At 56.1% G+C, this 25,740-nt stretch carries 23 protein-coding genes and 5 tRNA genes; 6 read left to right on the top strand and 22 right to left on the bottom strand.

The window, feature by feature from the left end:
- Positions 1-76: 76 nt before the first annotated feature.
- From yigB to lptM, 5 genes are read right to left on the bottom strand one after another with little or no spacing between them, the layout of a single operon-like run.
- Positions 77-793 carry a 5-amino-6-(5-phospho-D-ribitylamino)uracil phosphatase YigB gene (yigB, locus tag B3511_RS00255; protein WP_040078108.1) on the bottom strand — a complete coding sequence of 239 codons (717 nt, stop codon included), beginning with the start codon at positions 791-793 and terminating at the stop codon, positions 77-79.
- On the bottom strand, positions 793-1,695 hold the full coding sequence (gene xerC, locus B3511_RS00250; RefSeq protein WP_040078107.1) for a tyrosine recombinase XerC: 903 nt from the start codon (positions 1,693-1,695) through the stop codon (positions 793-795). Before xerC ends, yigB begins: the two co-directional genes overlap by 1 nt.
- Positions 1,692-2,399: a DUF484 domain-containing protein gene (locus B3511_RS00245; RefSeq protein WP_286758294.1), complete on the bottom strand. Its 708-nt coding sequence runs from the start codon at positions 2,397-2,399 to the stop codon at positions 1,692-1,694. The genes xerC and B3511_RS00245 overlap by 4 nt, the downstream gene beginning before the upstream one ends.
- Complete coding sequence (gene dapF / locus B3511_RS00240) at positions 2,396-3,220, bottom strand: diaminopimelate epimerase (protein ID WP_040078104.1); 825 nt, start codon at positions 3,218-3,220, stop codon at positions 2,396-2,398. Before dapF ends, B3511_RS00245 begins: the two co-directional genes overlap by 4 nt.
- A gap of 34 nt (positions 3,221-3,254) precedes the next feature.
- A complete protein-coding gene (gene lptM / locus B3511_RS00235) occupies positions 3,255-3,458 on the bottom strand; it encodes an LPS translocon maturation chaperone LptM (protein WP_040078103.1) in 204 nt (67 codons plus the stop codon).
- A gap of 139 nt (positions 3,459-3,597) precedes the next feature.
- Here lptM and cyaY point away from each other — a divergent pair, with 139 nt between their 5' ends.
- A complete protein-coding gene (gene cyaY / locus B3511_RS00230; RefSeq protein ID WP_207292602.1) occupies positions 3,598-3,918 on the top strand; it encodes an iron donor protein CyaY in 321 nt (106 codons plus the stop codon).
- Positions 3,919-3,957: 39 nt separating this feature from the next.
- Here the strand turns inward: cyaY and cyaA are convergent, their stop codons facing one another.
- Positions 3,958-6,501: a class I adenylate cyclase gene (cyaA, locus tag B3511_RS00225; RefSeq protein WP_040078101.1), complete on the bottom strand. Its 2,544-nt coding sequence runs from the start codon at positions 6,499-6,501 to the stop codon at positions 3,958-3,960.
- Positions 6,502-6,844: 343 nt separating this feature from the next.
- Between cyaA and hemC the strand changes: the two genes are divergently transcribed.
- The 5 genes from hemC (at position 6,845) to B3511_RS00200 (ending at position 12,315) form a co-directional block, all read left to right on the top strand.
- Positions 6,845-7,786 (top strand): hydroxymethylbilane synthase, encoded by a 942-nt coding sequence (hemC, locus tag B3511_RS00220; protein WP_040078100.1) that lies wholly within the window; start codon positions 6,845-6,847, stop codon positions 7,784-7,786.
- The gene (gene hemD, locus B3511_RS00215; RefSeq protein ID WP_046886529.1) at positions 7,783-8,523 is read left to right on the top strand and encodes a uroporphyrinogen-III synthase; all 741 of its coding nucleotides are present in this window, start codon (positions 7,783-7,785) and stop codon (positions 8,521-8,523) included. The genes hemC and hemD overlap by 4 nt, the downstream gene beginning before the upstream one ends.
- Before the next feature lie 21 nt (positions 8,524-8,544).
- Positions 8,545-9,732: a uroporphyrinogen-III C-methyltransferase gene (gene hemX, locus B3511_RS00210; RefSeq protein WP_046886528.1), complete on the top strand. Its 1,188-nt coding sequence runs from the start codon at positions 8,545-8,547 to the stop codon at positions 9,730-9,732.
- A 2-nt stretch (positions 9,733-9,734) separates the two neighbouring features.
- Positions 9,735-10,934 carry a protoheme IX biogenesis protein HemY gene (gene hemY / locus B3511_RS00205; protein WP_040078095.1) on the top strand — a complete coding sequence of 400 codons (1,200 nt, stop codon included), beginning with the start codon at positions 9,735-9,737 and terminating at the stop codon, positions 10,932-10,934.
- A gap of 169 nt (positions 10,935-11,103) precedes the next feature.
- A complete protein-coding gene (locus B3511_RS00200) occupies positions 11,104-12,315 on the top strand; it encodes an MFS transporter (RefSeq protein WP_286758293.1) in 1,212 nt (403 codons plus the stop codon).
- Positions 12,316-12,816: 501 nt separating this feature from the next.
- On the opposite strand, the gene B3511_RS00195 is transcribed toward B3511_RS00200, so the two are convergent.
- The 16 genes from B3511_RS00195 to wecB form a co-directional block, all read right to left on the bottom strand.
- Positions 12,817-12,893, bottom strand: a tRNA-Pro gene (locus B3511_RS00195).
- A 91-nt stretch (positions 12,894-12,984) separates the two neighbouring features.
- A tRNA-Pro gene (locus tag B3511_RS00190) sits at positions 12,985-13,061 on the bottom strand.
- A gap of 42 nt (positions 13,062-13,103) precedes the next feature.
- Positions 13,104-13,189 (bottom strand) — tRNA-Leu (locus tag B3511_RS00185).
- A 19-nt stretch (positions 13,190-13,208) separates the two neighbouring features.
- A tRNA-His gene (locus B3511_RS00180) sits at positions 13,209-13,284 on the bottom strand.
- A 57-nt stretch (positions 13,285-13,341) separates the two neighbouring features.
- Positions 13,342-13,418: transfer RNA gene (locus B3511_RS00175), tRNA-Arg, on the bottom strand.
- 102 nt (positions 13,419-13,520) lie between these two features.
- Positions 13,521-14,906, bottom strand: coding sequence for a bifunctional threonine/serine APC transporter ThrP (gene thrP, locus B3511_RS00170; protein WP_286758292.1), 1,386 nt, complete (start codon positions 14,904-14,906; stop codon positions 13,521-13,523).
- 264 nt (positions 14,907-15,170) lie between these two features.
- Positions 15,171-15,911, bottom strand: a complete 741-nt coding sequence (gene wecG / locus B3511_RS00165; protein ID WP_040078092.1) for a lipopolysaccharide N-acetylmannosaminouronosyltransferase — start codon at positions 15,909-15,911, stop codon at positions 15,171-15,173.
- Positions 15,912-15,923: 12 nt separating this feature from the next.
- Positions 15,924-17,276 (bottom strand): ECA oligosaccharide polymerase, encoded by a 1,353-nt coding sequence (gene wzyE, locus B3511_RS00160; RefSeq protein WP_286758291.1) that lies wholly within the window; start codon positions 17,274-17,276, stop codon positions 15,924-15,926.
- Positions 17,273-18,352, bottom strand: coding sequence for a TDP-N-acetylfucosamine:lipid II N-acetylfucosaminyltransferase (locus B3511_RS00155; protein ID WP_207292605.1), 1,080 nt, complete (start codon positions 18,350-18,352; stop codon positions 17,273-17,275). Before B3511_RS00155 ends, wzyE begins: the two co-directional genes overlap by 4 nt.
- The gene (wzxE, locus tag B3511_RS00150) at positions 18,349-19,599 is read right to left on the bottom strand and encodes a lipid III flippase WzxE (protein WP_286758290.1); all 1,251 of its coding nucleotides are present in this window, start codon (positions 19,597-19,599) and stop codon (positions 18,349-18,351) included. The genes B3511_RS00155 and wzxE overlap by 4 nt, the downstream gene beginning before the upstream one ends.
- A gap of 1 nt (position 19,600) precedes the next feature.
- The gene (rffA, locus tag B3511_RS00145) at positions 19,601-20,731 is read right to left on the bottom strand and encodes a dTDP-4-amino-4,6-dideoxygalactose transaminase (RefSeq protein WP_286758289.1); all 1,131 of its coding nucleotides are present in this window, start codon (positions 20,729-20,731) and stop codon (positions 19,601-19,603) included.
- Positions 20,732-20,735: 4 nt separating this feature from the next.
- Positions 20,736-21,410: a dTDP-4-amino-4,6-dideoxy-D-galactose acyltransferase gene (rffC, locus tag B3511_RS00140; RefSeq protein WP_414671863.1), complete on the bottom strand. Its 675-nt coding sequence runs from the start codon at positions 21,408-21,410 to the stop codon at positions 20,736-20,738.
- Complete coding sequence (gene rfbA / locus B3511_RS00135; RefSeq protein ID WP_046886617.1) at positions 21,388-22,269, bottom strand: glucose-1-phosphate thymidylyltransferase RfbA; 882 nt, start codon at positions 22,267-22,269, stop codon at positions 21,388-21,390. Before rfbA ends, rffC begins: the two co-directional genes overlap by 23 nt.
- Before the next feature lie 12 nt (positions 22,270-22,281).
- Positions 22,282-23,349 carry a dTDP-glucose 4,6-dehydratase gene (rffG, locus tag B3511_RS00130; protein ID WP_040078082.1) on the bottom strand — a complete coding sequence of 356 codons (1,068 nt, stop codon included), beginning with the start codon at positions 23,347-23,349 and terminating at the stop codon, positions 22,282-22,284.
- A complete protein-coding gene (wecC, locus tag B3511_RS00125) occupies positions 23,346-24,608 on the bottom strand; it encodes a UDP-N-acetyl-D-mannosamine dehydrogenase (protein ID WP_207292609.1) in 1,263 nt (420 codons plus the stop codon). The genes rffG and wecC overlap by 4 nt, the downstream gene beginning before the upstream one ends.
- Entirely contained in the window at positions 24,605-25,735 is a 1,131-nt protein-coding gene (wecB, locus tag B3511_RS00120; protein ID WP_040078080.1) for a non-hydrolyzing UDP-N-acetylglucosamine 2-epimerase, read from the bottom strand. Before wecB ends, wecC begins: the two co-directional genes overlap by 4 nt.
- Positions 25,736-25,740: the final 5 nt, after the last annotated feature.

Genomic DNA, 25,740 nt, shown 5'->3' with positions numbered 1-25,740 from the left:
TGGCACCGCCAGAAGTGAGCTGCCCGGCGGCGCTTGCCACCGGACATACTGTTAATTTATACAATACTGCTGGTGATTATATCAGCGTCGTGAGGGATGCCAACCGCGAAATTTCCACGTGTGGCAGCAGGCGGCTGTCGAAAGCCTGCATCAGGTCGGCGTTTTCAGGCTTGATCCAGCAAGCCTGCATGCCACAGCGGATCGCCCCCGCCACGTCGGTGGTGAGGTCATCGCCCACGTGCAGGATCTCGCCCAGCGGTACGTTAAGTCTTTTAGCCGCCAGATGGTACATGTCGTTGAACGGCTTCGAGCGTCCGTCCGGGCCGGCACGCAGTACAAATTCGAAGTAATCACCCAGGCCAAAGAGCTCTGGCTGAGCATTGCCGTTGGTGATAGCCACCAGCGGCCACTTTTCGGCAAGCGCGGCAAGGGTATCGTGCGTCTCTTGCGGCACATCGATACGGCTACGCCATTTAGCGAAATGCGCCATCGACGCCTCCGCGCCCAGAGCCGCTTCGGACGCCGTGAGGCCGGCATCCAGCATCGCCTGTTCAACTGCCCGACGCCGCCATTCGGTGACATCGTGATAAATATCCGGTTCAGTCTCCCGTAACGCCTGGCGCAGGCGATGAAACTCGCTGTTTTGCAGCGTTTTTAACGCCGGGTGATAGTTCTGAACAAAGCTCAGCGCTTCCTGCTCGGTGCGCAGGATCACCTGACGGTTATCGTACAGCGTGTCATCAAGATCAAAGGTCAGCGCAGAAATCTGGCCGACCGGACGGTAAAAACGCATTATTTCCCCCGTTTGGCGCGTGGATGCGCCGCGTCGTACACCGAGGCAAGGTGTTGAAAATCGAGATGGGTATAGATTTGAGTGGTGGATAAATTGGCATGCCCCAATAACTCCTGAACGCCGCGCAGATCGCCGCTGGACTCCAGCATATGAGAGGCGAAGGAGTGGCGCAGTTTGTGAGGATGCACATGGCTGTTCAGCCCCTGCTTGATGCCCCACTCAGCGAAGCGTTTTTGCACGTTACGCGCCGAGATGCGCTTGCCCAGCTTCGAGAGAAACAGCGCATCGTCGTCGGCACCAAACAGCCCGCGCAGATCCAGCCAGTGTTCAATCCAGACGACGGCGTTGCGGCCAATCGGCAGACGGCGCTCTTTGCTCCCCTTGCCCATCACCCACACTTCACCGGTGTCGAGATCGAGATGTTTACTGTCCAGGTTCACCAGTTCAGAGAGTCGCAGGCCGGCGCCATACATCACTTCCAGCATCGCTCTGTCGCGCACCGCCAGCGGATCGTTAAGGTCGATATTCAGCAGGCGGTTAACGTCATCCACATCGATATTTTTAGGCAGATGACGCGGTGCTTTCGGCGCGGAGATGCCTTTCGCCGGATTGGCCGTGAGTTCGCCCTGAGCCACCAGCCAGTCAAAGAAGCTACGTAATGCCGAGAGACGTAACGCCAGGCTCGCCGGGCCAAGACCTTTGCGGCGGCTGCGTACGGCAAATCCCCGTACCGTGGCAGCATCGCACTGCTGCCAGCTTTGCAGACCGCTCTCTTCCGCAATCTGCATGATGGCATCCAGCTGGCGCTGATAATTCTTAAGCGTAATGGGGCTGAGCTGGCGCTCAACGCCCAGGTAGCGCATAAAGCGCGTCACGGCGGAAGTTAGCGAGGCCCCGGTCATAGGCGCTCGACCCAGCGCTCCAGCAGTTCTGGCAACATCAAAGCGATCTCCTGGAGCAGCTGAGTGCCCTGTCCCTGCTGATAATGCTGCGCGTCCCGGCTGGTGAAGAGTATCACGCCAAGATCGCCGTCACGTCCCATCAGCGACATAGCCACCGACCCGATGGCTTTAGCCTCCGGTAGCACCACCAGCAGTTCCGGTCCGTTGAGCGTACCCAGATAGTGATGCTCTCTGCCCAGACGCTGGATGCGCAACGGTTCGAAGGCCTGACGGTTCAGTGCCAGATGGGTAAAGCCAGAAGGCGCACCGATGCGCCAACGGTCAGGGAACAGGCGGATCGTTGCGCCTGCCAACCCCAGTTCGCGGGCCCAGCGATGGAAACGGTTGAGGAATTCGTCCAGGCTGCTGGCAGATGCCAGCCGGGACTGCAGATGCAGCAGCCGGTAGAAGAGGCTCTCATTGCTGGTGGCTTGTTCCATCAGCAGAGAGATATTCTCTTCCAGATGCGAGATGTGATGACGCGAGCGCGCCATATGCCACTCGACCAGTGACACGGTTTCGCGAACCGGATGCGGTACACGCATCTGTTCGACAACGCGCGCATTGCGGATAAAAAACTCAGGATGGCGCAGCAGATAATCAACAACCGCCCGATCGTCCAGCTCTGTCAGTGACTCCTGCAGTTCTTCCCCTGGTTGCTTCATAGATGAATAAATCCGTCGTAAACATGTGCCGCCGGGCCGGTCATATACAGTGGGTGACCCGGGCCTTTCCAGGCAATATCCAGTCGGCCGCCGGGTAACTCCACGCGAACCTCTTCTGCCAGTAACCCTTGTGAGATACCTACCGCAACGGCGGCACACGCGCCGCTGCCGCAAGCTTGTGTCTCACCCGCACCACGCTCATACACGCGCAGCCGGATATGCTCGTTTTTCACTACCTGCATAAAGCCGATATTGGCGCGCTCCGGGAAACGTTCATGGCTTTCCAGTATCGGGCCAAGGGTTTCGACGGCGGCGGTAGTGACATCATCAACCTGAATCACACAGTGGGGATTACCCATGGAGACCACGCCGCACAAGACTGTCTGTTCAGCGGCGCGCATGATATAGGTCTTTTCCGCTTTGTTGGCGCGAAACGGCACCTGCGAGGGCTCAAACTGCGGCTCACCCATGTTAACCCGCACCAGTTCATCATCGGTAACGCTAAGCACCATGCGGCCATTGGCGGTGCTGACGCGAATGTCACGCTTGTTGGTCAGCCCTTTCAGGCGGACAAAGCGGGCAAAACAGCGCGCACCGTTGCCGCATTGAGAGACTTCGCTGCCATCCGCGTTAAAAATGCGGTAATGAAAATCGAGATCCGGATCGTAGGGGGGTTCAACCACCAACAGTTGGTCAAAACCCACGCCCAGGTGTCTGTCAGACAGACGGCGAATCAGCTCCGGGGAAAAGAAGACATTCTGCGTTACCGCGTCGACGACCATAAAATCGTTGCCAAGGCCATGCATTTTAGAGAACTGCATCATTTGCTCCATTGCGCGGGTACAGAACGGGTCGTCAGTAGTTCACCTGAGTCGGGCCGCCATTGTCGCCACGATCGTTACTGACCGGGGTGGTTGACTCAATATGGCTCTCCACCGGCCGGGTTGGCGGCGGCGCCGTTTTATCCGCGGGTGGGAAATAGAGCGGCCCCTTCAGACCACAGCCGGTCAGGCTCAGCAGCGTGAGGAGAACGGCCAGCGTTCCAAAAACGTTTTTCATTATTTAGTTGCCTGTAAGTTCGTGCTTTATGCTTTCTATCATCGCAGGAGAAGACACAAAAGCAAGAGTTTGCCGCTTACCTGCAACGGGAATTATTTAGCGTTATACTGCCGCCATCACGAAAAACAGGAACAGACCCATGAATGACAGTGAATTCCATCGCCTTGCAGACGACCTGTGGCAGACCATTGAAGAGCGCCTGGACGACTGGGACGGCGACAGCGATATCGATTGTGAAATCAACGGCGGCGTGCTGACCATCAGCTTCGAAAACGGCACTAAAATCATCATTAACCGTCAAGAGCCGCTGCATCAGGTGTGGCTGGCGACCAAACAGGGCGGCTACCATTTCGATCTGAAAGGTGATGAGTGGATTTGTGACCGTAGCGGCGAGCGCTTCTGGGATCTGCTGGAACAGGCGGCAACATCCCAGGCAGGCGAGACAGTCAGCTTTAGCTAACGCGTTTTAGCCCGGTAGCGTCACGCTTACCGGGCCCGACTACGAAAAATACTGCTGCAGCAGCGGTGCGCCGGCGTCCTGATTCGCGGGGGCGGCAGCAATTACCTGCGTACGGAACGGAATCACCTGAGCACGGCCATCCACTTTCACAATCTGGTAGAACTGCGGCAGGTTAAAGTTGATAAAACTGGAGCCGTAGGTGAAGCGATCGTGCGATGAGGAGTAGAAGCGGCTCACGTCGCGTACCAGCTCCTCTTTGCTGCCTTCACAGTGGTGATAAACTTCGGCGCGGTTGGTCTCATCCAGGATATAGATGTTAAACCCGGCGTCATCCCCCACCTCTTCAAAGAAGAACTGAATAATCCCTTCACTGGCAAAGCCATCCACAACCTGCGGCAACTTCACGTGGTTGGTTTCTACCTGCACAGACAAGCCATGCAGCTTGTTATGGGAAATCGCGCCGTAAAACTCGATGGCGTTTTCCAGTTTCTGCACCGATACGTTCAGGCGTTCGAAGAACAGCCCCCAGGTCTGGCCGGAGACACGCAGCGCTTTGAAGCGGCCAGTTTCGTGGCGGGTGCTTGAAAGACGCAGTTCGATACACTCGGAGACCAGTTGCTGCACGCGGGTACGGATCAAACCGCGCAGGTGCTGGCTATAGCAGAACACCTCGACGCTGTCCGGCGGAGCCGCATCCTGGTGCATCTTGCCGAGAATGGTCTTCAGCGCTTCGATCATCGCTTGCTCGCCGTTGAAGTGCAGCGTACGCACTTCGTTCCAGGAGTTTCGATAGAGCAGGTCGATACTGCCCACCAGGCAATTTTGCTGCTCGCCAAAGCTAAAGACATCCAGCTTGCGGAAATCAAAGTGAACCACCTGATTGCGGAAGGCCGCCGTCGGGTCGTACTCCAGGTTAACGATGATCGCCAGATGGCGAATTTCGCACGGACTGTAGAGCGCTTTTGGCGTGGGTGCCGGCAGACGCAGCGGGAAGTGGCTCGATACGTCTGCGACCATCTCCTGCAGCTTGGCTAAGTCGACGACCTCATTGCCTTTGATAAACAGCCGGGTGCGCGACGTCAGCAGGCCATTGAACCAGGCCCAGGCCACCAGCTTGTTCAGGTAGCGGTTATATTCCAGCGGCTGATGGCTGATAATCGAATCCATGCTTGGCGCACGGTTATACAGATACCACCCGGTGCGGTTCGCGCGGCCCGGCGGTACATAGATAAAGGTCAGATTCGGTTCAGACAGGTCTGGCGAAATCTGCGGGTTAACCAGCGTGACTTTACCCGGCAGCGCTTCAAACGCAGCGTACAGTTTACGGGTCAACACCCCAATATCCTGCGGACTGGCGGAAACGCTGAGGTTGTTGCGTCGAGCAAAGCGAATCAGGTTACGGTAGCTCTGCATCATGGCATCGAGCAGTTCATTATGCGCTTCTCGCACCTGATCGATCTTCCAGTTGGCGCGATTGTCGAGCATTGCCAGCCGCTCTTCGTCCCATCCCCACTCTTTGACCAGTTGACTGACTACTTCACGACGCCAGCCCACGCAGGCCCGTTCGCGGCTCAGCTTCTCACAGACTTTGAGATAGAAACAGCGACGCACCAGGTCCAGACGGGTGGTGTCGTCAATGGCTTTCAGGTATTCCGTCACGCGCTCCAGCATCATGCAGTAGGCATCGAGCCCGAAGGAGACAATCTCCCCGTCGTGCAGACGCTGCTTGATGTCTTTCGCCAGCAGGCGCGGCGTAGGATATTCCCAGGAGTAGGTTTCGAGGAGCAGGGTTTTCAACACCGCTTTGTACGGTGAGTCGATACTTTTATAGAGCTGCCAGAGGCTGGCGCCAAAATACTCTTCAGCGGAAAGGGAGCTTAAGCCGCCCAGGTCCAGCCACTCGTTTGGCGTCAGCACACCCTGAGAATAGAGCGACATGACGTAATCGTCGTAATGCTCTTCTTCATCGCACGGCACCATATTCCACAGAATACGCTTACCGGCCAGGCGAACAGCACTACGGTAAAATTCATCCAGCAACAGCATATGCTGAGTCGAGCCGCAGTCTTCACCACCCAGACTGCCGCTTTCGTTATGACGGAATCGGTTTTCATCAATCAGGAAGAAGCTCACTTCCACACCGAGCGATGCCGCCCAGCTCTCCAGCAGGCTGCATTTACGCTGCAACAGCTGGCGCTCTTCGTTATCAAGCCAGGATTGATGGCAGACCCAGATATCCAGGTCAGAAGAACAGCTTTGCCCTACCGATGAGGTACTGCCCATTGTGTAAACGCCGGTGATCGGCAGTTCACCTTTCGGAGAGTCCTGTGGCGGCATGCCACGGTAGAGTTCCAGCTCGTTCAGATAGTGCTGTTGGGTTTCATCAGGCGTGAAAAGACAGATGCCTCTGGGAACGTTACCGTCCAGGTAGCCTGGCATCAGCGGATGGTGATAGTGCAACAATGTCGGCAGTAGACTGTAAACCTGCTGGAAAGCGGGTCCCATTGCAGCAAGCGCGCGATCTACGCGCAGTTGGTTAATGGCATCCAGTCTCTGTTTCAGAGTCTCAATATAGAGGTACAAGACGTATCGCCTGATGTTCTGAAGGCGTTGCCGTTGGCGGGGCCGCGAGAAACGCATTCACACTATTTCAAAAATAAACCGTCACTTTTCGCCCTGGGTCATTATGGTCATAACGACGAAAAAATGGTCTAAAACGTGATCAATTTAACACCTTGCCGATTGACCGTAAAGAAAGATGCGCTACATACAAGTGTAGCACCGTTCTGTACGTGTAAATTCCTGAATACGGCGCCAGGCAACTTGTGCCGCTGCCTTGTCCCTCTTCCCATCATCGTCCGTAAAACTGCCATCCCAGAGACAACAATGTTAGGATGGTCAGTAGACGAAAATGACGGTAACAAGCATGTTAGACAATGTTTTAAGAATTGCCACACGCCAAAGCCCTCTTGCGCTCTGGCAGGCACATTATGTAAAGCAGCGCCTCGAAGCCTACCACGCCGATCTCCATGTTGAGCTGGTTCCTATGGTGACGCGGGGCGATGTGATCCTCGATACGCCGCTGGCCAAGGTGGGCGGTAAAGGGCTGTTTGTCAAAGAGCTGGAACTGGCCCTGCTCGAAGGCCGTGCCGATATTGCCGTTCACTCCATGAAAGACGTTCCGGTTGAGTTTCCCGAAGGGCTGGGCCTGGTCACGATTTGCGAGCGTGAAGATCCGCGCGATGCGTTTGTCTCCAACCACTTCGCCTCGCTTGACGCGTTGCCTCAGGGCAGCGTGGTTGGCACGTCAAGTTTACGCCGCCAGTGTCAGCTGGCCGAGCGGCGCCCGGATCTGGTTATCCGATCGCTGCGCGGCAACGTGGGTACCCGCCTGAGCAAACTTGATAACGGCGACTATGATGCCATCATCCTTGCGGTCGCTGGGCTGAAACGTCTGGGGCTGGAGTCACGCGTACGCGTGGCGTTGCCACCCGAACTCTCTCTGCCTGCGGTGGGCCAGGGTGCGGTGGGTATTGAGTGCCGTCTCGACGACCAACACACCCGCGACCTGCTCGCCCCGCTCAATCACGACGAAACCGCGATTCGTGTCCAGGCGGAGCGCGCCATGAATACCCGCCTCGAAGGCGGCTGTCAGGTGCCGATTGGCAGCTATGCTGAATTAAAGAATGATGAGCTGTGGCTGCGGGCGCTGGTTGGCGCCCCGGACGGATCTAAAATGGTGCGCGGTGAACGTCGCGGTAAGCCGCAAGATGCCGAGCAGCTTGGCGTATCGCTCGCTGAGGAGCTGCTCGATAACGGCGCGCGCGAGATCCTGGCAGACGTTTATAACGGAGAACCCCCGGCATGAGTATTCTCGTCACCCGCCCTTCTCCCGCAGGAGAGCAGTTAGTGAGCCGTCTGCGCGCACTGGGGCAGGTGGCATGGAGCTTTCCGCTGATTGAGTTCTCTCAGGGAAGGGAGCTGCCTCTGCTCACAGAGCAGCTTCACGCCCTACGGGAAGGCGACCTGCTTTTTGCGCTGTCGCAACATGCCGTGGAGTTTGCCCATGCGCAATTGCAACAGGAAGGCCAAACCTGGCCGCTCTCCCCCGGCTACTTCGCCATTGGCCGAACCACCGCGCTGGCCCTGCATACCGTTAGCGGAATCGATATTCGCTATCCGCGGGATCGGGAGACCAGCGAAGTGTTGCTACAATTACCTGAATTACAGTCTGTTGCAGGAAAGCGCGCACTGATTCTGCGCGGAAACGGCGGGCGTGAGCTGTTGGGTGAAACGCTTCGCGAGCGCGGCGCAGAGGTGAAATTCTGCGAATGTTATCAACGTTGTACCAGACATTATGATGGTGCGGAAGAGGCCATGCGCTGGCATCAACGCGGCGTGACAACGCTGGTGATCACCAGCGGTGAAATGCTGCAACAGCTCTGGTCGCTCATTCCACCATGGTATCGTGAAAACTGGTTACTCCGCTGTCGGCTGATTGTCGTCAGTGAGCGTCTGGCGAACCTCGCCCGGGAACTGGGCTGGCAAGATATTAGGGTCGCTGATAACGCCGACAACGATGCGCTGCTGCGCGCATTACAATAACTCTCATAATGGGAAGCCATAATGACGGAACAAGAAAAATCCTCCGCCGTGGTTGAAGAGACCAGGGAGACGGTGGACACCACGCCACAGTCAGAGAAGACCGAGAACACTACTGCCCAGAAGCGCGACACGAATAAAACCAGCCTTGCGCTAAGCGCCATTGCGATTGCGATCGCGCTCGCCGCGGGCGTAGGTCTGTACGGTCTGGTGAAAAATCAGGCCTCCAACCAGACCGCCACCAATGATGCGCTGGTGAGCCAGGTCACCGCCTTGCAAAAAGCGCAGGAGACGCAAAAAACGGATCTGGAAGCGGTTATTAAGCAGCAGGCCGATGCGCTGACCGCCGCCAATAACAAGCAGGCTGAGCTGACAAAACAGCTGGACGAGGTGCAGCAGAAGGTGGCCACCATCTCCGGTACCGATGCAAAAACCTGGCTGCTGGCCCAGTCCGATTTCCTGGTCAAACTGGCCGGACGTAAGCTGTGGAGCGATCAGGATGTCACCACCGCCGCCGCTCTGCTGAAAAGCGCCGACGCCAGCCTGGCCGATATGAACGACCCGAGCCTGATCAACGCGCGTCGTGCCATCACCGAAGATATCGCAAGCCTGGCCGCCGTTTCTCAGGTCGATTACGACGGCATTATCCTTAAGGTTAACCAACTGTCGAACCAGATTGATAACCTGCGTCTGGCGGATAACAACGATGACGACACCCCGATGGATTCTGATAGCGGCGAACTTTCCAGCTCTATCAGTGAGTGGCGCATAAACCTGCAAAAAAGCTGGCAGAACTTTATGGATAGCTTTATTACCATTCGCCGCCGTGACGAAACCGCCGTACCGTTACTGGCGCCTAACCAGGATGTCTATCTGCGTGAAAACATCCGCTCCCGTCTGCTGGTCGCCGCCCAGGCCGTGCCGCGCCATCAGGAAGAGACTTACAAGCAGGCGCTGGACAACGTCTCCACCTGGGTTCGCGCCTATTACGATACCGACGATGCCACCACCACCGCGTTCCTGGAAGAGGTGGATAAGCTCAGCCAGCAGAACATCACCATGAATGTCCCGGACAAGCTGGAAAGTCAGCCGGTGCTGGAAAAACTGATGCAAACGCGCGTGCGTAATCTGCTGGCGCAGCCTGGTGTGGCCTCCGAAGCAAATACCGCTGCGCCTGAAAGCGCGCCACAAAGCGCACCGCAGGGAGAGTAACCATGATCAAAGTCTTGTTGCTCTTCTTACTGTTGATCGCCGGGATCGTCCTCGGCCCAATGCTGGCGGGCCATCAGGGGTACGTCTTGATCCAGACGGACAACTACAACGTTGAAACCAGCGTCACGGGGCTGGTGATCATTCTGATCCTGGCGATGGTTGTGCTGTTCGCCGTCGAGTGGATCCTGCGCCGCATCTTCCGGACCGGGGCTCACACCCGAAGCTGGTTTGTGGGACGTAAACGCCGTCGCGCACGTAAACAGACTGAACAGGCGCTGCTGAAACTGGCCGAAGGCGACTATCAGCAGGTTGAAAAGCTGATGTCGAAGAATGCCGACCACGCTGAACAGCCGGTAGTGAACTACCTGTTGGCGGCCGAAGCGGCGCAGCAGCGAGGCGATGAAGCTCGTGCCAATCAGCACCTGGAGCGCGCCGCTGAACTGGCGTCCAACGATCAGATCCCGGTGGAAATTACCCGCGTACGCCTGCAGCTGGCGCGTAACGAAAATCATGCGGCACGCCACGGCATCGACCGTCTGCTGGAGATCACCCCGCGTCATCCTGAAGTGCTGCGTCTGGCCGAACAGGCCTATATCCGTACCGGTGCCTGGGGCTCGTTGCTGGACATCATTCCCTCGATGGCGAAAGCCGACGTGGGTGACGAAGAACAGCGCGATGAGTTGCAACGTCTCGCCTGGATTGGGCTGATGGATCAGGCCCGGGCCGATTTGGGCAGCGATGGTCTGAAAAGCTGGTGGAAGAACCAAAGCCGTAAAACGCGCCAGCAGGTATCGCTGCAGGTGGCCATGGCGGAGCATCTTATCGAATGTGACGATCATGACACCGCACAGGAGATCATCCTCGATGGCCTGAAGCGCCAGTATGACGATCGCCTGGTCATGGTCATCCCGCGCCTGAAAACCAACAATCCAGAGCAGATCGAAAAAATGCTGCGCCAGCAGATCAAAACCGTGGGCGATCGCCCGCTGCTGTGGAGCACGCTGGGCCAGTCGCTCACTAAACACGGTGAGTGGAAAGAGGCCAGCCTCGCCTTCCGCGCCGCGCTTAAGCAGCGTCCGGACGCGTTCGACTATGCCTGGCTTGCCGATACGCTGGACAGGCTGCACCAGCCAGAAGAGGCCGCCGCGATGCGTCGCGATGGCTTGCTGTTAACGCTGCAAAATAACAGCGTCCAACCGTAGCGCATCAGGAGGCCGTAAGGCCTCCTTTTTTTATCGCTGCAGGCCTGCTACAGTCTGTTCATCGCCATCAGAGAAACGTCCCGCCAATGTAACGACATCCTTTCATCAACCTTTATTCATACACGCGCTTTGCCGCGTGGATTAAACCGTTTTTGAAAGGACTATGTTCATGAACACCCTTCTGTACGCGCTCTTGAGCGCGTTGCGGTGCCATCGCTGGCTCCGCCTGCTTGCCTGTGCTTTTATTTTTACCTCACTGGGTAATGGACTCACGCAGGTGCTGGTGTTTGGCCTGTTGCTGGAGTGGCAAGCGCCCCCATCATTACTGACCCTTGCCTGGCTTTTTGCCACCCTTCCCGGCTTTGTGGGTAGCCTGCTCGGCGAAAAGCTCTGCACGCGATTTGCCCCCATCAGGATCTTAATCATCACCGAGTTACTGGGTTTACTGGCGCTGTTATTTCCCCTGCTGGGGATGCACTATCACAGCATCACGGCGCTGCTGGCGGTACAGTCATGCGAAGCATTATTGAGCGGTATGAGCTGGCCTGCACTGACGTTGCTCTTCAAACGGGGCCTTCCTGAGCCAGAGCTGCCAGCCGCGACTTGCCTTGAGCATGTGATTTTTGCCTCACAGGTGCTGCTGGGCACCGGGCTTGGGGTTTTGTTGTTTCAACATGTCCCTATGGCCGTGTTACTGGCGACAGATGCGCTCAGCTTTGGGGGATCTTTACTGTTGCTTTATCAGACCGGGCGAGCCTTTTCTGGCAAACCTGCGCCTTCAGAGCCCGACACCCCGCAGGCGGTAACCGTGTCCTGGCAAAGCCTCACGCTACGGCAAAAACGCAGCCTGTTACTCTTGCCTGCACTGGCGGCTGTCGGTGCGCCCGCTATGGCCCTCCTTCCTGCGCTGGCGCAGCAAATTCAACCTGCTGACGCTGCCGGTATGGCACTCCCGTTACTGTTTGCCCGTAGCCTGGGGCAACTTTGCGGGCCGCTGCTGATCAATAAGGAGAGTCTTCCCCGCTATGCAGGTCAAAACCGACCGCTACTGCTTTGTCTGGGGCTGTTTTTCGTCGCTTACGCATTTATTCCGGCTCTGCCTGGAAAGCAAGTCATCGCTCTGGGGCTGATTTTTATTGCTCACCTGGCATCGAATATTATCTTTGCGGCCGGAACCTTTGGTGTGCTGAGCAGTTTTGCAGCCACGCATATCTCCGCCGCCAGTGGCAAAGCATGGCGATGGCAAACAGTAAGTGCCTCGGTCTTTACCAGCATCGCGGCGCTGATTGCCGCCACGCACGGGGCGATACAGGCGTTTTATCTGGTGTCGGCGAGCGCGCTGTTGCTGGTCGCTGCCGTGATGATCCGCTACCGGGAATAAACCAAAAAAAACGCCTGCTATAAAAGCAGGCGTTAAACAGGTCTGTTTGACAACATAGTGGTGCTTCACTCAACGTTATGTCCATGGTGTTTGATGAGGCCGAAGCGACATCTGTCGGTGGACGATAAGCACCTTAAATGGCTCTGCATCATTCCTGAGTTTATGAGGCACTAAGGCGAACATAAGAGATGGAATGAGCATCTACATTTATATTATTGCACGTAACGTGCCAACGTCGCATCTGAAAATGGATTTCACTACAACTTTTTAAGTTCTAAGGGATTTATGTCAGTTCATAGGGAATGAGGCAGGAGAAAAAGGGTCAGCGATACAATAAGTGTCTCCTGGTAGCGACACGAAAGGCGTTAAAATAAAATATGTTTATTATTCAAAGAGTTATTTGTCACTCATTCACGACAATGCTGAACGGGATTGTCGGCGATGAGCAACACGGCAGGAAAAACAGAAAACAAAAAACCCCGCCGAAGCGGGGTTCAAAATTGGTCGGCGAGAGAGGATTCGAACCTCCGACCCACTGGTCCCAAACCAGTTGCGCTACCAAGCTGCGCTACTCGCCGATGTACTGCTTTTTTACTTTTTACTTCAACCCTGCGAATCGTAATTCGTCGGGTGGGATACAAAAAACCCCGCCTTGGCGGGGTCCAAAATTGGTCGGCGAGAGAGGATTCGAACCTCCGACCCACTGGTCCCAAACCAGTTGCGCTACCAAGCTGCGCTACTCGCCGCTTTACTGCTTTTTTGAATTTTTAGTTCAACTCATTAAGTCGTGGTGCGAGGGGGGGGACTCGAACCCCCACATCCTAAGGACACTAACACCTGAAGCTAGCGCGTCTACCAATTCCGCCACCTTCGCATTTCACAACTTTAAATAATGGGGTGGCTAATGGGATTCGAACCCACGACAACTGGAATCACAATCCAGGGCTCTACCAACTGAGCTATAGCCACCACTGCAAATCTTTTCTACGCGGTATCGAAACCACCGCAGCTCCAGCACCGGGTTAATGGTGCGCCCGACAGGATTCGAACCTGAGACCTCTGCCTCCGGAGGGCAGCGCTCTATCCAGCTGAGCTACGGGCGCTTAGCGCCGTTGCGGGGCTGGATATTACGGAGGTCTCGTAGTTCTGTCTAGTGCTTTTTTTAAAAAAATGCGCGTTTGGTTACGCTTTGCGCATTTTGCCGCTTATTCGCCCATATTATGACGCGTGACGTGGCGCCCAAGCCCAAAAAGCTTGTAGAACGCTGTTACCAGCGCCAGGAAGGCGACCCCGACAAACAGCGACATACGGGTATCTTCGTTAAAATACATGCCGATCAATACGCAGACCAGGAACGCCATTGTCGCATAGTTGGTCCACGGGAACAGAATCGAGCGGAACGGATGGCTGGCGATGGCTTTTTTATGCGCTTCACGGAAACGCAGCTGGCTAATCAGGATCACGAACCATGGCACCATACCCGGCAGCACGCTGGCGCTGTAGACATACACAAACACGCGCTGCGGGTTCGGGATAATGTAGTTGAGGCAGGAGCCGATCAGCAGTATCGCAATAGAGATCGCCACGCCCACTACCGGTACGCCCGCACGCGAGACCTTACCTACCGCCGCCGGAAGCTGGCGGTTCTTCGCCAGAGCATAGAGCATACGGCCGCAGCTATACATGCCGCTGTTACAACCCGAGAGCGCCGCCGTCAGCACCACGAAGTTGATGATGCCTGCCGCCGCCGTAATACCAATTTTGGCAAAGGTGAGAACAAACGGGCTGCCATTGCTACCAATCTCGTTCCACGGGAAGATGGTGACGATAACGAAAATCGCGCCCACATAGAAAATCAGGATACGCCACAGCACTTTGCCTACCGCGCTGCGCAGCGTCACCTGCGGATTTTTCGCTTCGCCGGCGGTGATGCCGATCAGCTCTACGCCCTGATAGGACGCCACTACGATACACAACGCCGTCAGGAAGCCTTTCCAGCCGCCGGCGAAGAAGCCGCCGTTCTCGGTCAGGTTGCCAAAGCCAATCGACTCGCCACCATTACCCAGGCCAAAGAAGATCACCCCCAGCCCGACCACAATCATCACGATGATGGTGGTGACTTTAATCATCGCAAACCAGAACTCAATTTCGCCGTAAAGACGTACGGCAGCAAGGTTAGCTAACGCGACCAGCCCCACGGCAATAAGCGCGGGTATCCACTGCGCCATCTCCGGGAACCAGAACTGGACATAGACCCCTATCGCCGTAATTTCAGATATCCCTACCGCCATCCACATAAACCAGTAGGACCAGGCGGTAAGATAGCCGAAGAATGGGCTCATATACCGGTGAGCATACACTGCAAAGGAGCCAGCCACCGGCTCCAGGAACAGCATCTCGCCCATCGAACGCATGATGAAGAAGACGAACAGCCCCGCGATAATGTAGGCGAGCAGGACGGACGGACCTGCCCACTTCAGGGTGCTGGCGGAGCCCATAAACAGCCCCACGCCAATAGTGCCGCCGAGGGCAATCAATTCGATATGACGAGCTTCCAGCCCACGCTGTAGCTCCGGTTTTTTCTCTGCCATAAATCCTCAGTTGTGCTTGCTACTCTCCCGGCGTCAGCCGGTTATTGTTATGGTAAACATGCGCCATAACAGGCCATGCAGCGTCGACCGTCTGATTGACGGTTGGCGCAAAAAACACCATGGCACTGCGACGGGAGGGAATGGTTTCTTAAAATCGGAGAAATGGCAAACGGTGTGTTAAAAAAATAGATGTATCGTACAATAATGCAGCAGGTTTACAGGTGGGTTGCAGCGCGACCACTCTGTCGCGCTGCCCGGCCAACTTTATAAGCGCCCGGTATAGTGCCAGCGCAGATAACGCAGCAAACGGAGCTGACGCGTGATGCGGCTCGGCTGAGAAAGCAGACGATAGAGCCACTCAAGACCCAGGTTTTGCCACACTTTTGGCGCGCGTTTCACATGTCCGGTGAAGACATCGTAAGTCCCGCCCACGCCCATATAGAGCGCATCCGGACAGACCTGACGGCAGTCTCGCATCAGGATCTCCTGGCGCGGCGATCCCATCGCCACGGTAATAATTTTGGCTCCGCTGTCGCGGATACGTTCAAATAGCGCCTGACGATCGTCCGGTTTGAAATAGCCGTCCTGGCTGCCCACGATATTGACGTTCCACAGGCGGCGTAGCTTCTGTTCCGTCTGCGCAAGGATTTCTGGCTTACCCCCAACCAGGAACACCGGCGTGCCGTCCGCGCCTGCACGTGCCATCAGCGCCTCCCAGAGATCGGCCCCTGCCACGCGGGAGATATTCGCCGCGGGGTATTTTTTACGTACCGAACGCACCACGCTGATGCCGTCGGCGTATTTAAATTCTGCCGCCTCGATCAGTTGACGAACCTCGGGGTTGTCTTCAAGGGTAAGCATCTTTTCTGCATTGATGGCGACCAGGGTGCCAGTTTTGATGTGGCCGCCAGCACACAGATAGTCCAGCGCATGCTGCATATCACGCCAGCCGATCAGTTTCAGACCACGCAGGTCATACTGCGGCGCAGAGGTATTGTCAGTCATTCTTATCCTTACTCAGACTTGCGAGAGCGTTCTGCTGGGTCTTGATTCACGTTTATGCACCAGTCCGGCACTGTCGAATAGCCAGTACAGCAGTTTCGCCATCAGCAGACAGGCACCAAAAATCATCATGAAAAAAACCACACGGGAGACGAACGAATCCAGCCCCTCTCGCGCCAGCACGATCATATTGAAAATGGCACCAAAACAGAAACTATGCAAAATCGCGGCCTTATAGCGGTTTGTCTCCTGGTTACCCAGGGTGTAGAGCCAGTCAAACCACTTGATAATCAGCCCCACGACAATCGCGCCCGGCAGAATGAACCAGCCGCCGCCCATCACCACCAGCGAGCCGATAAGCGTGGGGGAGATAGCCAGCCCGGAGTGGTTATTCAGCACTTCCCAGGTAAAGTAGTTGGCAGTATTGAGCACAATGCCTGGTCGGTCTGGCCACAGCCAGGTGGGAATAAAGACATAAAAATCGCGGACAATCGGCGCCAGCCCCTGGAAGTCTATCTTGTCGTAGTTTTGCAGCAGTAACGCCAGATTTTCCCATGGCGAAAAGGTATCGCGGGTGAGGTAGAGGAAGGTGTAAAACGCCTCGTCTCCGCTCACGTCCATACCGTAGCGTTTAAGCGCCAGCCAGAACATCCCCACAATGCCCATCACTCCCGCAGCGGCCAGCATCCACAGCGAAATCCAGCCACGAATAATGCCGATAAACAAGAAGATGGCGAAGGCGATAATAATATTGGCGCGCGTGCCGCCGACGATCATATAGGTCAGCAAGCCAAACGCCACCGTACTGACGAGGAAGAAGAGCCATCCTCGGGCATCCTGGCGCAGGAAATAGACCACCAGCATCGCCGGTATAAAGAAGTAGAAGAACCTTTTCAGCGCTACACCGGACACTTCACTGGAGAAAATCTGGCTGTAAGAGTGCAACTTAAACAGCAAAAATCCGTTGTGCATAAAGAAGATGCCAACGCTTACCAGCGCGATCATCATCAGCATTATCCAGGTCAGATGCGTCTCGACCCGATTCATAGTGAACAACGCGCGGCGCGGCGCGGTGCTGGCGTTCGACCTTAGCCGCGTCTTGTAGGTGACGTAATAGACACCATAGAAACAGGTAGCCGACAGCAGCGCCTGCATGAGAATTTCGGGCGGCACCACGGCGACATCAAAGCGGAAGACCAGGATGCTGGTTAGCGGGAAGCCGAAGTAAAAAGTGAGCAGAAACAGCAACGAGAAAAAGACGTTGAAGTTAAAACGCACGCGACGGAACTCGAACCACGTCAGAGTAGCGATGAAGAGCGTGCTCAACAGCCATACCACCAGCAGGCCGCTGAATTGCAACTGGCTCATTTCTGACCTCCTGAAGCGATCCGTAATGCCTGATGCCAGGGAGCAAGATAGTTCGGGCTGAAAAATGTGATAGCGTTTTTATCAACCAGTGCGAGCTGGCGCTGTGCTTCGCGTACCACCTCTACATTCAGTTCATCGCTGGTGAACAACACCGGGATGCTCTGCTCAGCCATGTCCTGCCAGAAGGGATTTTCGCGATTCAACACACAGGGCACGCCCGCCTGAATCAGTAGACAGAGTGTGCCAATGCCCTGCTGTCGCGCAAAGATAAAATAGCCTAAATCGCACTGACGCAGCAGCGCCAGATAAGCGTCAAACTCCAGCTTATCACTGAGGATCTGGACATTGTCGGCGCTGAAAAGCCCCAGCGCACATTGGCGCACCTCGGCGATATACCCTTCGTTATGTGCAGGGTAGCCCATCGGCACAACCACATTAACCGTATCGCCAAATTGCTGGTGTACCGCTTTTAGCGCCGCGAGATGGTCATTGCTGCGGTCCCCGGAGTTCCCCACCAGAATGGTTAACTTCCCTTCCCGGCGGATATCCTTCGCCAGACTGTTCAGACCAGGATCCATACGGGTGGGAAAGTAGAGCAACTCACCACGGACAGCCGGATGCTGCTTCGCAAAATAATTGAGATCGCCTCGGGTGGCAAAGACGCACCCTACCCGCCCTTGTGCCATCCGGCGTATCGGGTAAAAGAGGCGGAATTTCCAGCCCCGCGACGCCTCATAGAGGTCGGCGCCCCAGATGTGCCAGCTCACCTGCGAAGGCCGCAGCCCACCGCTTAGTAGCCCCAGCCAAAGCCCGGTATTGAATTGCCCATGGAAGAAAAATCGCTGCTCGCGGTTCGCTTTCGCTTTCGCGATAACGGCTTTTGCCAGGCTGGCTTTATCAGGCCAGACGGTGATAGCCAGAGCTGGAAAATGAGCAACGGAGTCGGGCGTTTGACTAACCACCATAAACGCGCGCGCATCAGGATTACCTGACGCCAGTTGATCGTTAAAAAACCGCAATACGGTCTGGTTATGGTGCGGGATATCCGATCCCAGTACGTGAATCAGTGCAGTCATGCGCGTCTACGCCAAAGTAAAAATACGCCGCAACAGGCAGCGAAATAGACAATATAGGTGGCCATATAGGCCTGGGCTGCCCCCAGCGCACCGTGCGCAGGTATCAGCCAGTAAGAGAACGCAGTTAACAAGGTGAACTGGCTGATTTCCGCCAGGATGTACAACCGCAGCGAGGCTTTCGCAATCACCAGGTAGCCGAATACGTAAGCGCCTACTTTCAGTACATCCCCCACCAGTTGCCAGGCGAACAGATCGCGCATGGGGGTGAATTTGTCGGAAAAGAGGAGCCAGATGGCAACATCGCGCAGCAGCCAGACCGTAAAGCTGGCCACCGCTACGGCAGGTAACACAAAGCGCAGCGAGCGACCAATCTCGCGGGTGATATCCTCGCGAGAGATCAGGCGCGACAGCGTTGGCAGCAGCCAGACGCTAAAGGAGGCCGTGATAAACTGCAGGTAGGCGTCGGAAATACTGCTCACCCCCTGCCAGATCCCCACTTCATCCCAGCTGTAGTGCGCCGCCAGCAGGTTTCGCATCATCACATAGGCGACAGGCAAGGTGACTGAGGTGATCAACGCCATCAGGGTAAACTTGCCCAGGCTGCTGGCCAGCATCTTGTCCCACTGCGGCTTCAGATAATGCAGCGGGATATTGTCGCGCCGAAGCAAGAAAAATCCTGCCGGGATCACCACCAGTGCAGGCACCAACGCCAGCCCCAGCAGCGCCCCTTCGTAGCCGCCCAGCCGATAGCACGCATAATAGGCAATCACGCCGATTATGCTGCCAGAGATGAGCGCCAGCGCGTTACCGGCCGCGTCACGGAAACCTTTCATCAGCGCCAGGAGCAGGTTGGCCCAGGCGATGCCCATCTGAACCAGCGCCACCAGGCGCACCAGCCCCTGGTAGTGGGTATGCCCGAACAGCCCCTGGCTGATAGGCGCAGCAGCCAGAAGAAAGATGACAGCCAGCAGCGTAGAGAAACCCAGTACCATGGCCGACGAGGTGCCCACCACGCGGCGCAACTGTGCCGTGTCATCCTGGTATTGCGCGACGTATTTGGTCACGCCGTTAAAAATCCCCGCCCCGGCCAGTACGCCAAGCACGGTGACCAGCTGGCGGAAGTTACCCGCCTGCCCAACACCAGAAGGACCATAAGAGACCGCCAGTAATTTTACAACCAGCAGTCCCGTGCCGATTTTGACGAGGGTGGACGCGGCGGTCCACACCGATGCTTTCGCCAGAGACATATCAGCTGAAGTAGCTCAGAAGGGAATTAATAACCGTGCGCTGATTAGACGCAGTAAGGTTGTAGAACAGCGGCAAGCGGAGTAACCGCTCACTCTCTTTCGTCGTAAAGCGGTCTTCGCCCACGAAACGTCCGAAGGCTTCGCCAGCCGGGCTGGAGTGCAGCGGAATATAGTGGAAAACGGCCAGAATCTCGGCTTCTTTAAGATAGTCGATCAGCTTGCTGCGATCGTCGTTGTCACGCAGCTTGATGTAAAACATGTGCGCGTTATGGACGCAGTCCGCCGGAATCGTTGGCAGCGTAATACGCCCTTTCTTCGCCAGCGGGGCCAGCGCATCGTAATAGGTCTGCCACAGCGCAAGGCGCTGCTGATTGATGCGGTCTGCAGCCTCGAGTTGTCCCCACAGATAGGCGGCCTGCAGGTCAGCCATCAGGTAGCTGGAGCCAATATCACGCCAGGTGTATTTATCCACCTGGCCGCGGAAGAACTGGCTGCGGTTAGTGCCTTTCTCGCGGATGATCTCGGCACGCTCTACCAGCGCACGATCGTTAATCAGCGTTGCGCCACCTTCACCGCCTGCGGTGTAGTTCTTCGTTTCGTGGAAGCTGAAACAGCCGACATGGCCAATGGTGCCCAGTGCGCGCCCTTTGTAGGTGGACATCACCCCCTGTGCAGCATCTTCTACCACGAACAGGTTGTGTTTTTTGGCGATCGCCATAATGGTGTCCATCTCACAGGCCACGCCCGCGTAATGCACCGGCACAATCGCCCGCGTTTTATCCGTAATAGCCGCTTCGATCAGCGTCTCGTCAATGTTCATGGTATCCGGACGCACATCAACAAAGACGATTTTTGCACCGCGAAGCACAAAGGCATTCGCCGTCGAGACGAAGGTATAGCTCGGCATGATCACTTCATCGCCAGGCCCAATGTCCAGCAGCAGCGCGGCCATCTCCAGCGAGGCGGTGCAGGACGGCGTCAGCAGGACTTTGGCGCTGTGGAAGCGCTGCTCCATCCACTGCTGGCAACGACGAGTAAAACCACCATCGCCGCAGAGCTTGCCGCTGCCCATTGCAGACTGCATGTAATCGAGTTCGGTGCCCACCACAGGAGGCGCATTAAATGGAATCATCTTGTCACCTGTATAGCCAGTAAGCAGTCGCTGTAATGTTGGCGCCGCTCGCAATGTAACGTTTAAGTGCGGCGGTGTTGCCCAACTGGGTCGCCACGCGCAGAGTGGAAAGCTGCTGTTGCTGCGCCCAATGGAGGGCTGCCTGCATTAATTTTTCGCCGAGACCGCGCCCGGCGAGAAGACCAATCCGTCCTTCGCTGTCGTTCAGTTTTCGCAGCGAGACAAACCCCTGGATCCCGCCATCTGGCGCGCGATACACCAGGCAGAGGTGGTCGAAGATGCCTTTTACCGCGTTCTCAATCCACTGGGCATAAAAACGCCCGCTGTCTTGTGGGGCGTACCAGGGCGTTCGAAAACGACTTTGCGCAAAGGCTTCTGCGGCAAGATGACGAAGCGCAGGAATATCCTGGACCTTCGCCACCTCCGCGCCAGGATTGGTGTGCTGACTCACCGTGATGGCCAGATCAACTTCACCTTCGACAAGGCGAAACCCCTGCTGTTGAAGCGCATCCAGCAGATCGCTACGTTCTGCCGGGATTTTCGCCTGCAGACGTTGCCAGGGGGCGAAATCGGCTGCAGAAAGCGGCGGCGCGTCAGCGTTAACCCGTACAATCGCCGACGGAATGCCGAAAAAATCGCTCTCCCAGACGAGAGGATCAATACTGGCGTGGACGTGCACGGAGCAGCTCCAGCAGATACTGGCCATAACCCGTTTTAGCCAGCTGGCTGGCCGCGCGTTTCACGCCGTCGTCATCCAGCCAGCCATTACGCCAGGCAATCTCTTCCAGACAGGCAATTTTAAAGCCTTGTCGTTTTTCGACGGTTTGCACAAACGTACTGGCTTCGATCAGGCTGTCATGGGTACCGGTGTCCAGCCAGGCGAAACCGCGGCCCAGTAGTTCAACCGTGAGGTTGCCCTCTTCGAGGTACATCTGGTTGATTGAGGTGATCTCAAGCTCGCCGCGCTCAGAGGGTTTGACCCGCTTCGCGTAATCTACGACCTTGTTGTCGTAGAAATAGAGACCGGTCACCGCCCACTTTGATTTCGGCTGTTTGGGCTTCTCTTCCAGCGACAGTGCGCGGAAATTATCGTCGAACTCCACCACGCCAAAGCGTTCTGGATCCATGACCTGATAGCCAAAGACCGTCGCCCCTTCGGAGCGTGCCGCAACCGAGCGCAGCTTAGGGCTGAACCCCTGCCCGAAGAAGATGTTATCTCCCAGCACCAGGCAAGAGGGCTCGCCGTTCAGGAAGGTTTCGCCAATGATAAAGGCCTGGGCAAGACCATCCGGGCTCGGTTGTTCTGCGTAGGTCAGCGCAATGCCAAATTCGCTACCATCGCCCAACAGGCGCTGATAGGTACTTTTATCTTCCGGCGTGGTGATGATTAAAATTTCGCGAATACCGGCCAGCATCAGCACCGAAAGCGGATAATAAATCATCGGCTTATCATAAATTGGCAGCAGTTGCTTCGATACGCCGCGAGTGATGGGATGCAGACGCGTGCCTGAGCCCCCTGCCAGAATAATGCCTTTCATAAATTCTCCCGGTTAGCCCTTCAGCCCCAGACGCTCGCCCTGATAACTGCCATCCAGTACCTGCTTCCACCAGCCTTCATTGGCGAGATACCACTCAACGGTTTTGCGAATGCCGCTTTCGAACGTCTCTTGCGGGGCCCAGCCCAGCTCACGTTCGATTTTGGACGCATCAATAGCATAGCGGAGGTCATGACCTGGACGGTCGGGTACCCGGGTGATCAGATCACGATACTGCTGTACACCCTGCGGTTTCACCGGGACCAACTCTTCCAGCAGATCGCAAATGGTAGTAACGACGTCGAGATTTTTGCGCTCGTTATGCCCGCCGATATTCCAGGTTTCGCCGGGGGTGCCTTCTGTCGCCACCAAATAGAGCGCCCGGGCATGATCTTCAACATACAGCCAGTCGCGAATCTGTTGACCATCGCCGTATACCGGCAAGGGTTTGCCCGCGATGGCATTCAGAATCATCAGCGGAATCAATTTCTCCGGGAAATGATAGGGGCCATAGTTATTGGAACAGTTGGTCACCAGCGTCGGCAAACCATAAGTGCGCTGCCAGGCGCGAACCAGATGGTCGCTGCTGGCTTTAGACGCGGAATAGGGGCTGCTGGGGGCATAAGGCGTGGTTTCGGTGAAAAAATCGTCCATCGAATGCAGGTCGCCATACACCTCATCAGTAGAGATGTGATGGAAGCGGAACGCCGCTTTCTGCTCGGCGGCTAAGCCGCTCCACCAGGCACGAGACGTCTCCAGCAGGTTATAGGTACCGACGATATTGGTCTCGATAAACACTGCCGGGCCATCGATAGAGCGATCGACGTGGCTCTCTGCAGCCAGGTGCATCACCACATCGGGTTTATGGGTAGCAAAGACGGTGTTCAGGGCGTCGCGATCGCAGATATCAACCTGCTCAAAGGCGAAGCGCGGATCGTCCGCCACTGGTGCCAGCGAGGCCAGGTTGCCCGCGTAGGTGAGTTTATCCACCACCACTACGGCGTCCTGGGTGTTCTGGATAATATGGCGAACTACCGCGGAACCGATAAACCCCGCGCCGCCGGTAACTAAAATCCTTCTCAACGCCAGACTCCTTTTGTATCGACGACATGCTGCTGATGAATCGCATCGCCGCTGATGGCTTTGAATTCTTTATGATCGACCAACAGCACCAGTACATCTGCGGTAGCCAGCGCTGCGTCCATGGCCACCAGCTGACATTTATCCGCCAGTTTTTTCGGTAAGGCGTGGATATTGGGTTCGACCACCAGCGTTTCGCCGCTGTGCCAGTCGGCGATCATTTCGGCAATCTCCATCGCCGGGCTTTCGCGCAGATCGTCAATATTGGGTTTGAACGCCAGACCAAAGCAGGCAATTTTCAGCTCGCTGGCGCGCTTGCCGCTTTCAGCGAGGCTATCTGCCACGGTGGCTTTAACCTGATTAATCACCCAGTGCGGCTTTCCGTCGTTAACTTCACGTGCAGTGCGGATCAGACGCGCCTGTTCAGGGTTTTGCGCCACGATAAACCAGGGATCGACCGCAATGCAGTGGCCCCCGACGCCCGGGCCGGGCTGCAGGATGTTAACGCGTGGATGACGGTTAGCCAGGCGAATCAGTTCCCAGACGTTAATCCCCTGATCGGCACAAATTAACGACAGTTCATTGGCAAAAGCGATATTAACGTCGCGGAAGCTGTTTTCTGTCAGTTTGCACATTTCGGCGGTGCGGGAGTTAGTTACCACGCACTCACCTTCCAGGAAGATTTTATAAAGCTCGCTGGCGCGGGCGGAGCAGACTGGCGTCATGCCGCCAATGACGCGGTCGTTCTTGATAAGCTCAACCATCACCTGCCCTGGCAGTACACGCTCCGGGCAGTAAGCGATGTTCACATCAGCCTGCTCACCAGCCTGCTGCGGGAAGGTCAAATCCGGGCGGGCATCGGCCAGCCACTGGGCCATCTGCTCGGTAGCCCCCACCGGCGAGGTGGATTCAAGGATGACCAGCGCTCCCTTCTTCAGCACCGGGGCGAGCGATTTTGCGGCCGCCTCAACGTAGACCATATCGGGCTCATGATCGCCCTTAAAAGGCGTCGGCACGGCAATCAGCCAGGCATCGGCTTCTACCGGCGTGGTGCTGGCTTTCAGATAGCCACCCTCTACCGCGCTCTTCACAACCTTATCGAGATCGGGTTCGACGATATGAATTTCACCCCGGTTAATGGTATCAACCGCATGCTGGTTGATATCTACCCCTACAACCTGCTTTTGACGCGAAGCGAAAGCGGCAGCGGTTGGCAAGCCAATGTAGCCCAGGCCAATGACGGAGATGGTAGTAAAACTCATAGCGATACCCGATTGTGTTTAAGTGCATACAAAATACGATCACAAGCCTGCCCGTCACCGTAAGGGTTATGGGCACGGCTCATTGTCTGATACGCCTCGTCGTCATGCAGCAGGCGAGTGACCTCTTCAACGATATGTTTGGTGTCGGTGCCAACCAGACGCACGGTACCGGCCTTGACGGCCTCCGGACGTTCGGTTGTTTCTCGCATGACCAGCACCGGTTTACCGAGGGATGGCGCCTCTTCCTGAATACCACCGGAGTCGGTCAGAATCAGCCAGGCGTGGTTCATTAGCCAGACAAAGGGCAGATAGTCCTGCGGCTCAATGAGGATCACATTCTCAACGTGGCCGAGAATACGATTCACCGGTTCGCTGACGTTTGGATTGAGATGCACCGGATAAACAATCTGCACATCTTCGTTCTGCGCCGCCACTTCGGCTAACGCATGGCAAATCTGCTCAAAACCGCGGCCAAAGCTTTCACGGCGATGCCCCGTCACCAGGATCATCTTTTTACCGTTGGAGAGGAACGGATAACGTTCTGCCAGTTCGGCACGCAGCGCGTCATTAGCCATCACCCGATCGCGTACCCAGATGAGCGCGTCGATGACCGTATTGCCGGTAACAAACACCGTGCGGTCAGGAATATTTTCCCGCAATAGATTCTGGCGAGAGTTTTCGGTTGGCGCAAAGTGGTACATCGCCAGATGTCCAGTCAACGTGCGGTTGGCCTCTTCCGGCCAGGGCGAATAGAGATCGCCCGTACGCAGGCCCGCTTCGACGTGGCCAACCGGAATACGTTGATAAAATGCAGCAAGGCTCGTAGCGATGGTGGTGGTGGTATCACCATGCACCAACACCACATCAGGCTTAAAGGATTCCAGAATCGGTTTTAACCCTTCCAGAATTCGGCAGGTAATTTCTGTCAGCCCTTGCCCTGGTTTCATAATGTTAAGATCGTAATCAGGAACAATAGAAAACAGGGTCAAGACCTGATCCAGCATCTCACGATGCTGGGCGGTAACACAGACTTTCGCTTCAAAATGAGGGTCATTCGCCAGCGCATGAACCAGAGGCGCCATCTTGATGGCTTCCGGCCTTGTACCAAAGACACTGAGTACTTTCACATCGA

Source organism: Leclercia sp. UBA1284 (assembly GCF_002308415.1).
Taxonomy (GTDB): Bacteria; Pseudomonadota; Gammaproteobacteria; order Enterobacterales; family Enterobacteriaceae; genus Enterobacter; species Enterobacter pneumoniae.
The sequence above is the reverse complement of the archived record's forward strand: the minus strand, read 5'-3'. Positions and strand labels throughout refer to the sequence as shown.